The organism is Spirilliplanes yamanashiensis, from assembly GCF_016863475.1.
Classification (GTDB): domain Bacteria; phylum Actinomycetota; class Actinomycetes; order Mycobacteriales; family Micromonosporaceae; genus Spirilliplanes; species Spirilliplanes yamanashiensis.
This window is the reverse complement of record NZ_BOOY01000002.1, coordinates 65,322-78,750: the sequence shown is the minus strand read 5'-3', so window position 1 is coordinate 78,750 and position 13,429 is coordinate 65,322. Positions and strand designations below refer to the sequence as shown.

General features: G+C 75.9%; 12 protein-coding genes. 7 read left to right on the top strand and 5 right to left on the bottom strand.

Annotation, left to right across the window (positions count from 1 at the left end):
• The first annotated feature begins 19 nt into the window (after nt 1-19).
• From Sya03_RS01760 to Sya03_RS01740, 5 genes are read left to right on the top strand one after another with little or no spacing between them, the layout of a single operon-like run.
• Nucleotides 20-442 (top strand): RrF2 family transcriptional regulator, encoded by a 423-nt coding sequence (locus Sya03_RS01760; RefSeq protein WP_203936407.1) that lies wholly within the window; start codon nt 20-22, stop codon nt 440-442.
• Nucleotides 439-1,503 carry an ABC transporter substrate-binding protein gene (locus Sya03_RS01755; protein ID WP_203936336.1) on the top strand — a complete coding sequence of 355 codons (1,065 nt, stop codon included), beginning with the start codon at nt 439-441 and terminating at the stop codon, nt 1,501-1,503. Before Sya03_RS01760 ends, Sya03_RS01755 begins: the two co-directional genes overlap by 4 nt.
• Nucleotides 1,504-1,529: 26 nt before the next feature.
• A complete protein-coding gene (locus Sya03_RS01750) occupies nt 1,530-2,249 on the top strand; it encodes an ABC transporter ATP-binding protein (protein WP_239107052.1) in 720 nt (239 codons plus the stop codon).
• Complete coding sequence (locus tag Sya03_RS01745) at nt 2,239-3,138, top strand: ABC transporter permease (protein WP_203936334.1); 900 nt, start codon at nt 2,239-2,241, stop codon at nt 3,136-3,138. The genes Sya03_RS01750 and Sya03_RS01745 overlap by 11 nt, the downstream gene beginning before the upstream one ends.
• Entirely contained in the window at nt 3,138-3,905 is a 768-nt protein-coding gene (locus Sya03_RS01740) for a TSUP family transporter (RefSeq protein ID WP_203936333.1), read from the top strand. The genes Sya03_RS01745 and Sya03_RS01740 overlap by 1 nt, the downstream gene beginning before the upstream one ends.
• Here the strand turns inward: Sya03_RS01740 and Sya03_RS01735 are convergent.
• From Sya03_RS01735 to cspE, 3 genes are all read right to left on the bottom strand, one after another.
• Nucleotides 3,902-4,783: a hypothetical protein gene (locus tag Sya03_RS01735; RefSeq protein ID WP_203936332.1), complete on the bottom strand. Its 882-nt coding sequence runs from the start codon at nt 4,781-4,783 to the stop codon at nt 3,902-3,904. The two genes, Sya03_RS01740 and Sya03_RS01735, sit on opposite strands and share 4 nt — an antisense overlap.
• A gap of 54 nt (nt 4,784-4,837) precedes the next feature.
• The gene (locus tag Sya03_RS01730) at nt 4,838-5,023 is read right to left on the bottom strand and encodes a hypothetical protein (protein ID WP_203936331.1); all 186 of its coding nucleotides are present in this window, start codon (nt 5,021-5,023) and stop codon (nt 4,838-4,840) included.
• A 181-nt stretch (nt 5,024-5,204) separates the two neighbouring features.
• Nucleotides 5,205-5,408, bottom strand: coding sequence for a transcription antiterminator/RNA stability regulator CspE (gene cspE, locus Sya03_RS01725; protein ID WP_203936330.1), 204 nt, complete (start codon nt 5,406-5,408; stop codon nt 5,205-5,207).
• A 221-nt stretch (nt 5,409-5,629) separates the two neighbouring features.
• Here cspE and Sya03_RS01720 point away from each other — a divergent pair, with 221 nt between their 5' ends.
• Together Sya03_RS01720 and Sya03_RS01715 are read left to right on the top strand one after the other, a co-directional pair.
• The gene (locus tag Sya03_RS01720) at nt 5,630-6,037 is read left to right on the top strand and encodes a pilus assembly protein CpaE (protein WP_203936329.1); all 408 of its coding nucleotides are present in this window, start codon (nt 5,630-5,632) and stop codon (nt 6,035-6,037) included.
• A 40-nt stretch (nt 6,038-6,077) separates the two neighbouring features.
• Complete coding sequence (locus tag Sya03_RS01715) at nt 6,078-6,536, top strand: MarR family winged helix-turn-helix transcriptional regulator (RefSeq protein WP_203936328.1); 459 nt, start codon at nt 6,078-6,080, stop codon at nt 6,534-6,536.
• Here Sya03_RS01715 and Sya03_RS01710 read toward each other — a convergent pair.
• Both Sya03_RS01710 and Sya03_RS01705 read right to left on the bottom strand, forming a co-directional pair.
• Entirely contained in the window at nt 6,533-9,799 is a 3,267-nt protein-coding gene (locus Sya03_RS01710; RefSeq protein ID WP_203936327.1) for an ATP-dependent helicase, read from the bottom strand. The two genes, Sya03_RS01715 and Sya03_RS01710, sit on opposite strands and share 4 nt — an antisense overlap.
• Nucleotides 9,796-13,371 (bottom strand): ATP-dependent helicase, encoded by a 3,576-nt coding sequence (locus tag Sya03_RS01705; RefSeq protein ID WP_203936326.1) that lies wholly within the window; start codon nt 13,369-13,371, stop codon nt 9,796-9,798. Before Sya03_RS01705 ends, Sya03_RS01710 begins: the two co-directional genes overlap by 4 nt.
• Between the last annotated feature and the right edge of the window lie 58 nt (nt 13,372-13,429).

The window sequence follows — 13,429 nt, the reverse complement described above, 5'->3', positions numbered from 1 at the left end:
AAAGCAGGGAATGATTCTCGTGTACGTCTCCGCCCGCACCGACTACGCCGTGCGCGCCATGCTCGCCGTCGCCGCCGATCACCCGCACCTGGTGAAGGCGGCGGGGCTGGCCGGCGCGCAGGACATCCCGCTCAGCTTCCTGCAGGGCATCCTGCTCGACCTGCGCCGGGCCGGCCTGCTGCACAGCCACCGGGGCGTCGACGGGGGCTACGCCCTCGCGCGGCCCGCCGCCGACATCACCGTCGGCGACGTCGTCCGGGCGGTCGGCGGCGCGCTCACCACCGTGCGCGGGCTGCCCACCGGCAACGCCACCTACCACGGGGTGGCCACCGGCCTGCGGGACGTGTGGCTCGCCGTCGAACACGCCATCGAGGGCGTCGTGGACAACACCACGCTCGCCGAACTCGCCCATCACCCAGCATCCATCGAGGAGACCGCATGACCCCCCGATTCCTGCGCGCGGCGGCCCTGGCCGCCACGGCCGTCCTGGTCACCACCGGCCTGAGCGCCTGCGGCAACGACGAGGCCGAGGGCGGCGCCACCAGCGAGGCCGCCACGCTGCGCCTCGGGTACTTCCCCAACATCACCCACGCGCCCGCGCTGGTGGGGGTGAAGAACAACCTCTTCGCGGACGCGCTCGGCGCCGGCACCAAGCTGGAGACGAAGACCTTCAACGCCGGCCCGGCCGCGATCGAGGCGCTGTTCTCCGGCGCCATCGACGCCACCTACATCGGCCCGAACCCCGCCATCAACGGCTGGGCGCAGTCGAAGGGCGCCGCCCTGAAGATCATCGCCGGGACGACGTCCGGCGGCGCGGCGCTGGTCGTCAAGCCGGGCATCACCTCGGTCGCCGACCTCAAGGGCAAGAAGATCGCCACCCCGCAGCTCGGCAACACCCAGGACGTGGCGCTGCGGCATTACCTGAAGGAGCAGGGCCTCAACGCCGACCAGCAGGGCGGCGGCGACGTGTCGATCCTGCCGCAGGAGAACGCCACCGCGCTGCAGGCCTTCGCCCAGGGCGCCATCGACGGCGCGTGGGTGCCGGAGCCGCACGTCAGCCGGCTGGTCAGCGAGTCCGGCGGCAAGGTGCTGCTCGACGAGAAGACCCTGTGGCCGAACGGCCAGTTCGTCACCACCCACCTGATCGTCAGCCAGGACTTCCTCAAGAAGCACCCGGCCACCGTCACCAAGCTGCTGCAGGGCCACATCGCCGCGGTCGACCTGGTCACCACCGACAAGGCCGCCGGCCAGAAGGCCGCCAATGAGCAGATCGCCGCGCTCACCGGCAAGCCGCTGAAGGACGACATCCTCGCCGCGTCCTTCGCCAACCTCACCTTCACCGTCGACCCGGTGTCGTCCTCGCTGTTCGCCAGCGCCAAGCACGCCGAGGAGGTCGGCCTGCTCAAGCCCGTCGACCTCAAGGGCATCTACGAGCTGGGCCCGCTGAACTCGCTGCTCAAGGCGGCGGGCAAGCCGGAGGTCAGCGCCGAGGGTGCGGCGTGACGGCGCCCGTTGTCAGCCTCGCGGCCGTGTCCAAGCGATACGGCCGCGGGGCGGACGCCCTGCTCGCCCTCGACCAGGTCTCGCTGGCCGTGCACAAGGGCGAATTCGTCTGCCTGCTCGGCGCCTCCGGGTGCGGCAAGAGCACCCTGCTGTCGCTGGTCGCCGGGCTCGACGAGATCTCCGGCGGCACCCTCGACATCGACGGGCGCCGGGTCTCGCTGATGTTCCAGGAGGCGGCGCTGTTCCCGTGGCTGACCGTCTCCGGCAACGTCGAGCTGGCCCTGCGCCTGCGCGGCGTCGGCCGGGCCGAGCGGCGCCGGCGGGCCGCCGAGCTGCTCGACGTGGTGCGGCTCACCGGCTTCGCCGACAAGCGGCCGCACGAGCTGTCGGGCGGCATGCGCCAGCGCGTCGCCCTCGCCCGGTCCCTCGCCCAGGACGCCGACGTGCTGCTCATGGACGAGCCGTTCGGCGCCCTCGACGCGATGACCCGCGACATCCTGCACGACGAGCTGGAGCGCATCTGGCGCGAGCAGAACCTCACCGTCCTGTTCGTCACGCACAACGTCCGCGAGGCCGTCCGCCTCGGCGACCGGGTGGTCCTGCTCAGCAGCCGCCCCGGCCGCGTCATCTCCGACTTCGAGGTCGGCCACCCGCGGCCCCGGCGCATCGACTCCGCCGAGGTCGCCGAGCTGGCCGCCACCATCACCGACCGGCTCCGCGCGGAGGTCTCCCGCCATGCCCACTGACGCACCCGCCGCACCCGCCGCACCCGCCGCCGCCGAACGCAACGCCGCCGCCGACCGGGTCACCGGGCTCGACGCGCTCGAACTGGGCGGCGCCACCGACCGCGAACGGCTCGCCGCCCGGTTCTGGCGCTCCGCGTGGCCCAAGCTGCTCGCCGTCGCCATCGTGATCGCGGCCTGGCAGGCCGTCGTGCTGGCCGAGCTCAAGCCGGCGTACGTGCTGCCCGGCCCGGCCGAGGTCTTCGACGAGCTGGGCGCGATCGTCACCACCGGCGAGTTCTGGGACGCCGTCCGGCTCACCATGACCCGCGCCGTCATCGGCTTCCTGCTCGCCGTCGTCATCGGCACGGTGGTGGGCGCGGCGGTGGCGACCTTCGCCCCGCTGCGCGCCGCGATCGGCTCGCTCATCACCGGCCTGCAGACCATGCCGTCGATCATCTGGTTCCCGCTGGCCATCCTGCTGTTCCAGCTCAGCGAGAGCGCCATCATGTTCGTGGTCATCATCGGCGCCGCGCCGTCGGTAGCCAACGGGCTGATCAGCGGCATCGACTACGTGCCCCGCACGTGGCTGCGGGTCGGCCAGGTGCTCGGCATGCGCGGCATCGCCCGGTACCGGCACCTGATCCTGCCCGCGTCGCTGCCGTCGTTCGTGTCCGGCCTCAAGCAGGGCTGGGCGTTCTCGTGGCGCAGCCTGATGGCGGGCGAGCTGCTCGTCATCGTGCCGGGCGCGCTGTCGATCGGCGTGCGCCTGCAGAGCGCCCGCGAGCTGAACGAGGCGGCCCTGCTCATCGCCTGGATCATCGTGGTGCTGCTCATCGGCATCCTCATCGACGTGCTGTTCAACGCGGCGGACAACAACCTGCGCCGCCGCTGGGGCCTCAAGCAGCCCTGATGAGCCCCCTCGACCTGCTCGCCGCGGCCGCGCTCGGCGCGGCCGCGGCGGCGGTCGGCACCCCCGCCGGCGTCTCCGGCGGCCTGCTCCTGCTGCCCGCCCTGCTCACGGTGTACGGGCTGGGCGGCACCGTCGCGAGCGCCACGAACCTGCTGTTCAACATCGTCTCCACGCCCGCCGGGATCGCCCGCACCCGGCATCTCGACCGGGCGCTGGCGGTCACCCTGACCGCGGCGGCCGTGCCGGGCGCTGTCGCCGGGGCCGTGCTCAACGTGGCCGTCGCCGGCGACACCCGCGCGTTCCGGGTGCTGGTGGCCGGGCTGCTGGTCGCGGTCGCGCTCAGCCTGCTGCTGCCGCGGCCCGCCGCCGGGCAGGCCCGGGTCGCCCGGCCCGGCCCGTGGCTCACCGTGGCCGGGCTGCTCAGCGGGGTGCTGGGCGGCTTCTTCGGCCTCGGCGGCGCCGTGCTGGCCGCCCCGGCGGCGCTGCTGCTCACCGGCCGGCCGGTGCACCGGGTCGCCGGCGCGGCGCTGGCCACCACCCTCGCCGTGTCGGTGACCGGGCTGGCGGCGTACACCGTCATGGATCTCGCAGGCCTGACCCGGGTGCAGACGCCGCACTGGCCGCTCGGCCTGGCCCTCGGCGCGGGCGGGCTGCTCGGCGCGGCGTTCGCCGCGCGGCTGGCGCCCCGGCTGCCGGACCGGCTGCTGCGCGGCGGCCTGGCGCTGCTGGTGGCGGGCGCCGCCACCCGCCTGGCGCTGGTCGTCTAGAGCGGGCGGACCGACTCCAGCACGTCCTCGACGACCCAGTCGAACTGCTGGTGGGTGCCCGGGACGGACACGTACAGCACCGCCGCGGTCGGCTTGCCCACGTCGATGACCGCCACCGCCGCCAGCTCGTTCGTCGCCCGCAGGCCCGGCGACGAGAAGTGCAGCCGGAACGACGTCACCCACGCCGGGCGCCCGCCCAGGTCCGTCAGCTCGTCGCGCAGCGGGTCCATCGTGTTCGGCTGCGGGTAGTACTCGGCGCGCACGTCCGCCGCCACCTGCCGGCCGACGCACTGCAGGTCGAGGCTGACGGCGTCGTTGTCCGCCGCCGGCACCGCCGCCGACAGGATCGAGGCGTGGTACGACCCGCCCGAGTACTGCTCGGTGACGAAGTGCTGCCCCCGGGTGTACGGCACCTCCAGCGTGCCCGCCCGCCACACCGTGGTCCACGGCTGCCAGGGCGCGTCGTACGCGGCGTACGAGATGCCCGCCTCGGCGTCGGTGGTGCGCGCGCCCGGCTTCGCGGCCGGCGGCGGCTGCAGCGGCGCGCCGTTGCCGTTCTCCGGGATGACGGTGGGCGCCGGGCAGGCCTGGGCCAACGGCGGCCGCACGTCGGTGGCGGGCTCGGCGCGGGCGCGCAGCGGGTTCGTGTCGCCGGAGAACACCAGGCCGGCGGTGACCAGCAGGCCCACCACCAGGATGGCGGCCGCGATCCCGCCGAAGATCATGAGCTGCCGCCGTGGGTCGCCGCCGCCGGGCGCCGGGGGCGGCGGGGGTGGCGGCGCGAGCGGGGGCGGCGGCGGCCCCAGCACGGTGACCGCGCCGGCCGCCCACGGGCCGCCCGGGCGCTGCCGGGTCGGGGGCTGCGGGCTCGCGGACATGGATCCAGTGAACACCACGGCGGGTGCGGGCGGTGCCCGGCCACCCGACCGGCGTCAGCTGAACAGCGCGGTGAGGAGTTTCGTGACGTTCGTCGCCTGCTCGGCCTGGCCGGCCTCGGTGGTGAGGTGCGCCGGCTCGTACCAGGGCGCGAAGGCCACCAGCGACGCCAGCGCGATGCCGGCCACGGCCACCAGCACGACGAGCGCCCATTCGCGCCGTGCGCCTCTCGCGACTCCCACGTCACCACCCCCACGTCCCCGATTGCCGCCCAGCGTGCGCCGCCGCGGCGAAGAACTCAGTCACCTGTCAGACGCGTGGGACGTCGGGTCGGTTGCACCTCGCTGTGAAGAAGGTGTGAAAAACGCCGGCCCCCGCGGTGCGGGGGCCGGCGCCGGGTGTTTCAGATGCGCAGCTCTGAGATCAGAGCGGGCGGATGTTGGCGGCCTGCGGGCCCTTCTGGCCCTGGGTCACCTCGAACTCGACCCGCTGGTTCTCGTCCAGGCTGCGGTAGCCGGAAGACTGGATGGCCGAGAAGTGGGCGAAGACGTCGGCGCCGCCGTCGTCCGGGGTGATGAACCCAAAGCCCTTTTCAGCGTTGAACCACTTAACGACGCCGGTAACCATGCTCGTCTCCTCAGACGGTAGATCCTTCTCGGCGAGTATCGCCGAGAAGCCTTACTGAACCCACACGTTGCGGGTTCGTGTCGCCGTACTGATCTCCCGCCGGAGAAGGTATCTCCGGTTACGACAAAGAGCGCCTGGGGCACAATCCCCACAGGCGCTCGCGAGTACTTGGGAACCACACTGCAACAAGGCGAACCTACCACGGATGGGGACGACCGCCGGTGATCGCACTGCAACTTGCCCGTGAACTCCAGGAAGCCGGGCTCGTCTGGAAGCCCGCGGCCGGGGATCGGTTCGTCATCCCGGACCGCGACATGGACTCCTCGGTGTTCGTCCTGAGCGACATGACGATCGAGGTCCACACGCTGCCGGAGGGCCCGGTGATCGGCTTCAACGGCACCACCGAGTGGGCCATGGACGACGTGGAGCAGGACGAGGCGGTGTGGCTGCCCCGCGAGGACCAGCTGCGTGAGCTGCTCGGCCGCACGTTCCGCGGTCTGACCCGGACGGACGACGGCTTCCGGGTGTCCACGACGCTGCTCGGCACCGACCGGTCTTTCGAGGCCCCGGCCGCCGAGCAGGCCTACGGGCTGGCGCTACTCGACCTGCTGCGCGCGGCGGGCGACTGACCCGCCCGGCGGGCGGCCCGGCGGTGGGTACGCTGGCAGCGTGCCGGACGCGACCACCGCCGCCGACCCGCTCGCCCTGGAGGAGCAGGTCTGCTTCGCGCTGTCGGTCGCCGCGCGCGGCGTCGTCGCCGTCTACCGGCCGCTGCTCGAGCCGATGGGCCTCACCCACCCGCAGTACCTGGTGATGCTCGCCCTGTGGCAGCACGCCCCGCTGTCCGTGCGCCACCTCAGCCGGCTGCTCCAGCTCGACCCCGGCACCCTGTCGCCGCTGCTCAAGCGGCTGGAGGCCATCGGCTACCTGCGCCGGGAGCGGGACCCCGCCGACGAGCGCAGCCTCGCCGTCACCCTCACCGACGCGGGACGCCGGCTGCGCGCCGACGCGGAGAAGATCCCGCCCGCCGTCGTCGAGCGGCTCGGCATGCCCGTCGAGGAGCTGCGCACCCTGCACGCCGCCCTGACCCGGGTCATCGCGGCCGCCAAGGGCGGCGCCCCGGCCTAGGTGCGCGGCACCTCCGGCACCGCCCCGATCAGCGCGGCGAGGCCGTCGGCGTCCAGCAGGTCCGCCGGGCGCACCGTCACGCCCTCGCGCACGTAGTGGAAGCCCGCCCGGACGTGCTCCACCGGCACCCCCGCCAGCGCCGACCAGGCCAGCCGGTACGCCGCCAGCTGCACCGCCGCGGCGGCCGCCTCCGCCGGCGCGGGCGGGCGGCCGGTCTTCCAGTCGATCACGTCGTAGCGGCCGCCCGGCTCGGCGAACACGGCGTCCATCCGGCCGCGCAGCACCACGCCGCCCGCCGCCGTCGCGAACGGGACCTCCACCTCGACCGGGGTGCGGCCCGCCCACTCGCTGGCCAGCCAGCGCTCCTGCAGCTCGGTCAGCTCGTCGTCGCCGGCCGCGTCCGCGTCCGCCGCGCCGGGCAGCTCGTCCACATCGAGCAGCCGCACCGCGCCGAACCGCTGCTCCAGCCAGGCATGGAAGGCGGTGCCGCGGCGCGCGTACGGGTTCGGCGCGCTCGGCATCGGCCGGCGCAGGGCGCGGGCCAGCGCCTCCGGGTCGCGGCGCAGCACCACCAGCTGCGACACCGACAGGTGCCCGGGCAGCGTCACCTCGACCGGGCCGTCCCGGTGCGCCCGCACGTCGCGTTCGGCCAGCAGCAGGTCCACCTCGCGGGTCCACTCCGACGCGGCGTCGTCCGGCGGCTCGCGCAGGAACCGGCGCACCAGGTCGGCGGCGGCCGCGACGGCCGGGCGGCGGGCGCCCAGGGGGTCGCCGGGCCACTCCGCCGTCGCCACGACCGCCGCGCCCGGGTTGTCGGCGTCGCCCGCCGGCTCCGGCGTCCACACGTCGACCGTGCCGTCGCCGAGCCGGCACCGCTCGTGGATCTCGTCGAGGAACACCGACGGGCCGCGGGCCCGCTTCACGCCGTCGCCCCACCAGAAGCCCGAGCACAGCAGCAGCCGCCGCGGCCGGGTCACCGCCACGTACGCGAGCCGGCGCTCCTCCCGCTCGTCGTGCTCCCGCCACGCCCGGCCGAACGCCGCCAGCGCCCCCGCCACGTCCTTCTGGTCCTCCGCCGCCGACAGGTCGAACGCGGGCAGCCCGGCCGCGTCGCCGCGCAGCGGGAACGGCAGCACGCCCAGCCCGCCCAGGTAGTGGTCGGACGCCCGGGACGGCCCCGGCCACACGTCCTTCGTCAGCCCGGCCACCGCGACGACGTCCCACTCCAGGCCCTTCGCGGCGTGCGCGGTGAGCAGCTGCACCGCGCCCTCCACCACGTCCACCTGGCCGGGGGCGAGCCCGCGCTCCTCCTCCTCGGCCGCGGTGAGGAACGCCAGGAAGCCCGCCAGGGTGCCGCCGTCGGTGTCGGCCGCGTACCGGGCCGCCACGTCGCCGAGCGCGTCCAGGTGGCCGCGGGCCAGCCCGGCGTCGCCGCCGGCCGCGGCGCGCACGGCCACCTCGACGTCCAGGCCGATCGTGCGCTCGATGTCGGCGATCAGGTCCGGCAGGGACTGGTCGAGGCGGCGGCGCAGGTGCCCCAGCTCCACCCCGTACGCCTGGAGCCGGGCGTAGCCCTCCGCGCTGAACAGCTGCGCCGGGCCCAGGTCGGCCAGCGCCTCCACGAGCGTGGCGTCGTCCAGGGTGTCGCCGACGGCCTCCGGCTCCTCCGTGGACCGGGCCGCCGCGATCGCCCGCGACCGGCGGTGCAGCGCCACCAGGTCGCGCGGGCCGATGCGCCACCGGGCGCCGGTCAGCAGCCGCAGCAGCGACGCGCCGTCCGTCGGGTCGGCCAGCACCCGCAGCGTGCACACCACGTCGCGCACCTCGGGCGTGTCGAGCAGGCCGCCCAGGCCCACCACCTCGACGGGGACGCCGCGGGCGCGCAGCGCCTCCTCGATCGCCGGGATCTGGCTGCGCAGCCGCACCAGCACCGCGCTGGTCGGCCGCCGCTCCACCGGGATCTCCGTCGGCGCCGCCTCCGGCAGGCCCGCCGCCAGCCGCCACGCCGTCAGCATGCGGTCCGCGATCCACTCCGCCTCGTCGGCGTACGTGGGCAGCAGCGCGCACCGCACCGTCGCCCCGCCCACCGGCTCCGCCACCGACGTCGCCGGCACCAGCTCGGCGACCGTGGCGCCCGCCGCGCGCAGCGGCGCCGACATGGCGTTCGCGACGCCCAGGATCTCCGGCCGGTTGCGCCAGCTGCGCGTCAGCGTCAGCGTCCACGCCTCCCGGCCGCCGGCCGCGGTGAACTCCGCCGGGAACCGGTCCAGCGTGCCCGCGCTCGCGCCGCGCCAGCCGTAGATGGACTGGCACGGGTCGCCGACCGCCGTCACCGGGTGCCCGTCGCCGAACAGCGCCCGCAGCAGCACCACCTGCGCGTGGCTGGTGTCCTGGTACTCGTCGAGCAGCACCACCCGGAACCGGGCCCGCTCGATCGCCCCGACCTCCGGGTGGTCGCGGGCCACCACGGCAGCCCGGGCCAGCTGGTCGCCGAAGTCCATCGCCTCCAGGGTCAGCTTGCGCTCGGCGTACGCGCGCACCAGCGGCAGCAGCGCCAGCCGGCCCTGCTGGCGGGCCAGCACCTGCTTCACGTCCGCGTACGCCTTGCCCGGCCGCTCCTGCACGTCGGCGAAGAACCGGCCGGTCCACGACGCCAGCTCGTCCGGGGTCACCAGGTGCTCGCTCAGCTCGGCGGATAGCGCCAGCACGTCGTCGGTCACCGTGGACGGCGCCCGGTTCAGCCCGCTCATGTCGCCGGTGTACGACCGCACGAGCGAGTCGACGATCTGCCAGCGCGCCGCCTCGGTGAGCAGCCGCGCCGACGGCTCGAACCCGGCCCGCAGCCCGTGCTCGGTGACGATCCGCGCCGCGAACGAGTGGTACGTGGCGATCGTCGGCTCCCCGGCGAACGCGTCGTCGCGGCCCAGCCGCCGCACCAGCTGCCCGAGCCGGGTGCGCACCCGGTGCGCCAGCTCCCCGGCCGCCTTGCGGGTGAACGTGAGGCCGAGGATCTCGTCGGGGCGGGCGTAGCCGTTGGCGACCAGCCACACCACCCGCGCGGCCATCGTCTCGGTCTTGCCCGACCCGGCCCCGGCGACCACCAGCAGCGGCTCGACCGGCGCCGCCACGATCTGCGCCTGCTCGTGCGTGGGCGCGTGCAGGCGCAGCAGCCTGGCCAGCTCGACCGGGGTGTAGCGGGGCCCGGAGTCGGGGCGGCGGCGCGGCGCGGGGGCGTTGGTGGCGAACAGGCTCTGCTGGGTCACGGCTCCACTACCTGGCGGCCCTTGCCCGAGATGGGGCAGGCGGTCCGGACCGGGCAGACCCTACACCGGCTGTTGGCCACGGCCGAGAACGTCGCCGCCGCCATCGTGTCGGCGGTGCGCCGCACCATCGCCTGCGCCCAGCCGGCGTCCGCGGCGTCGGCCAGCGGCAGCTGGAGCTGCTCCTTGGCCTCCTTGCCGGTGCCGAGCTGCACCAGGGCCGCCCCGCCGCTCTCCTCGGTGCCGCCCAGCTCCGCGAACGCGCCCGCCTCGACCGCCGCCTGGTAGCCGGCGAGCTGCGCGTGCTCCTCCACCTCGGCCGCCACCACCGTGGACTTGCCGGTCTTCAGGTCGATGACGACCAGCCGCCCGCGCTCGTCCACCTCCAGCCGGTCGACCCGGCCGGTCAGCTCGATCGGCCGCTGCTCGTCGCCCAGCCGCACCGCGAACTCGTGCTCGATCGCCAGCAGCCGCCGCGGGTTAGCCGCCAGCCACCGCAGCAGCTTGTCCACCATGCCCTCGGCGCGCGCCTGCTCGGTGCCCGCCAGCCAGCGCGCCGCCAGCTCGATCGCGTCGAACCGCCCCGCCACGTAGTCGATGAGCTGCTGCCGGTCGGCGCTGGCGTCCTCGGCCAGCATCGCCGCCGCGTGCACCAGGTTGCCGATGCCCTGCGCCGGGCCGGCGGGCGCCGCGCCGCCGTGCCGCTCCAGCAGCCAGCGCAGGCTGCACCGCAGCGCACTCTCCATCGCCGACGGCGTGACCCGCACCGGCTCGCCCGCCAGCGCGAGCGGCCGGTCGTCGGACAGCCCGCGCAGCCCCCACCACTCGTCCGGGTGCGCACCGGGCACCCCGGCCGCGGCCAGCCGCGCCAGCTCGGCCGCCGCGGCGCGCCGCCGGGCGGGTTCGGCGTCCTCCGCCACCACGACGGTACGCAGCTCCGCCACCAGCGCGGGCAGCGTCAACGCCCGCGGCAGCGCCCCGACGGGCAGCTCGACGGGCTGGTCGGGACTCCGCGGCGCGGGCACGACCGGCTCCGGCACGGCGCGTCCCGGCACCGTCGGCCCGGCGTCGAGCGGTGACCCGTCGACGGCGAGGGCCTCCCGGACCGCGGCGTCACCCTCCTCACGAAGACCACGCCCGCCCTCGATCCCGCGCACGGCATCGGCGCCGACCTCGCCGCCGTCCTCCGGCCCGCGCCCGTCCCCCGGCCCGCGTACACCGTCCGGGCCGCCGTCCGGGCCGCCACCGTCCGGGTTGCCGTCCGGGCCGCCGTCGTCCGGGCCGCCGTCGTCGTCCGGCGGCGGTGCGAGGTCGTCGGGGGGAAGGGGGTCGTCGCCGGCCAGCTCGTACAGGAAGCGGCTCGGTTGTTCCTCGCCGTCGGCGCCGCCGACGCCCGCCGACGCGACCGCCGTGGCCACCAGGCGGTGCCGGGCCCGGCTCGCGGCCAGGTGGAACAGGCGGCGCTCCTCGACGAGCAGCGCCGACGTCTGCCCGGCCAGCGCCGCGGGCCCGCCCGGGTCGCGGCCGGCGAGGACGTCGACGAGGCGTTCGGAGCCGAGCAGGCTGCCGCGCAGCCGCAGGTCGGGCCAGATGCCCTCCTGGACGCCGGCGAGCACGACGACGTCCCACTCGTGGCCCTTGGCGGCGTGGGCGGTGAGCAGCCGGACGGCCTCGCCGCGGTCGGCGTGCGGGGCGATGGTGTCGGCGGGCAGCTCCTGGCCGAGGACGTGCTCCAGGAAGGTCTCGGTGCGGGCGCCGGGCAGCCTGTCGACGAAGCGGGCGGCGGCGTCGAACAGGACGAGCACGGCGTCGAGGTCGCGGTCGGCGGCCTCGGCGCGCCACTGGCGGGCGTGGCCGGCCTCCTCGCCGACGGGGGCCTGGGCGCCGCGGGCGCTGGCGCCGAACCAGCGGTCGGCGAGGCCGCTGGCGCGCCAGACGGCCCACAGCACCTGTTCGGCGTTGGCGCCGGGGGCGGCGGCGGCCTCGCGGGCGGTGGCGAGCAGGCGGGCGACGGCCTGAGCGGGGGCGGCCCAGCGGCGGTCGATGGCGAGCAGGTCGCCGGGGTCGCGCAGGGCGTCGAGGAGCAGCTCGGCGGACGGGCGGCGGTCGCCGGCGGCGTGGGCGAGGGCGCGCAGGCCCTGGCGCAGCCGCCGCTCGGCGAGCGGGTCGGCGCCGCCGAGGGGCGAGTGCAGCAGCGCGACCGCCGCCTCCTCGTCGAGCCGGTCGGGGTCGAGGGCGCAGCGCAGCAGGAGCAGCAGCGGCGCGACGGCGGGCTGCAGGTGCAGCGGCAGGTCCTCGGCGAGGGTGACGGTGGGGACGCCGGCGGTGCCGAGGGCGCGTTGCAGCGGCGGCAGCTGCAGGGCGGTGGAGCGGAGCAGGATGGCCATGCGCGACCAGGGGACGCCGTGCAGCAGGTGCGCCTCGCGCAGCACGTGGGCGATCCAGGCGGTCTCGCTGGTGGCAGTGCGGAACGTGTGCACCCGCACGTCGCCCTCGGGCAGGCCGGGGGCGGGCCGCAGCTCCCGGTGCCCGGCGGGGCCGCGCAGCCGCCGGGCGACGCGGGCGGTGGCGGCGAGCAGGCCGGAGCCGGCCCGGTAGCCGGTGTGCAGGGTGACGGTCTCGGCGACGGCGCCGGACGCCGTGCGGAACTGGTGCGCGAACGTGCCGACGATGCCGGGGTCGGCGCCGCGGAACGCGTAGACCGACGCGTCGGGGTCGGCGAACGCCACGAGCGGCGTGCCGCCGCCGGCGACGAGGTGCAGCAGCTCGATCTGCGCCGGGTCGGTCTCGGCGAGCTCGTCGACGTACACGCAGGACAGCCGGCGGCGTTCGGCGGCGAGCAGGTCGGGGTCGTCGCGCAGCAGGCCGGACGCGGCCCGGACCAGCTCGGCGGGGTCGTAGGCGGTGGAGCCGCGGCTGGTGGACTCGCGCAGCGCCAGCACGCCGACGTACTCGCGCAGGAAGCGGGCGGCGGCGGGCCAGTCGGCGCGGCCGACGCGCTCGCCGATGCGGGCCAGCTCGACGGGGCCGACGCCGCGCTCGGCGGCGCGCTGCATGAGGTCGCGCAGCTGCTGGGCGAACGCGCGGGTGGGCAGGGCGGCGCGCAGCTCGGGCGGCCAGCCGACCGGGTCGGGCTCGTCGTCGCCGACGACCTCGAGCAGCTCGCGGATGATCAGGTCCTGTTCGGGCCCGGTGAGCAGGCGCGGCGACGGCTCGCCGTGCTCGGCGGCGGCGCGGCGCAGCAGCCCGAACGCGTACGCGTGGAAGGTGCGCACGAGTGGTTCGTGGACGATGCGCCCGGGCGTGCCGGCGATGCGGGCCTCGATGCGGTCACGCAACGCACCGGCCCCGCGGCGGCCGAACGTGAGCACGAGGATGCGTTCGGGGTCGGCGCCCTCGGCGACGCGCGCGGCGACGGCCTCGACCAGGGTGGTGGTCTTGCCGGTGCCTGGTCCACCCACGACCAGCAGCGGCCCGTCGGTGTGGGCGACGACGTGCCGCTGGATCGGGTCGTCGACGAGCGCCGGCGCCGGGTCGGCGGGGCGCCGGACGAGCCGGTAGGCGGGGGCACGCACGCCGCTATCACACCACGCAGGTACGACAAGGTTCCGCACGGTTGTGCGTCGCCGAGCG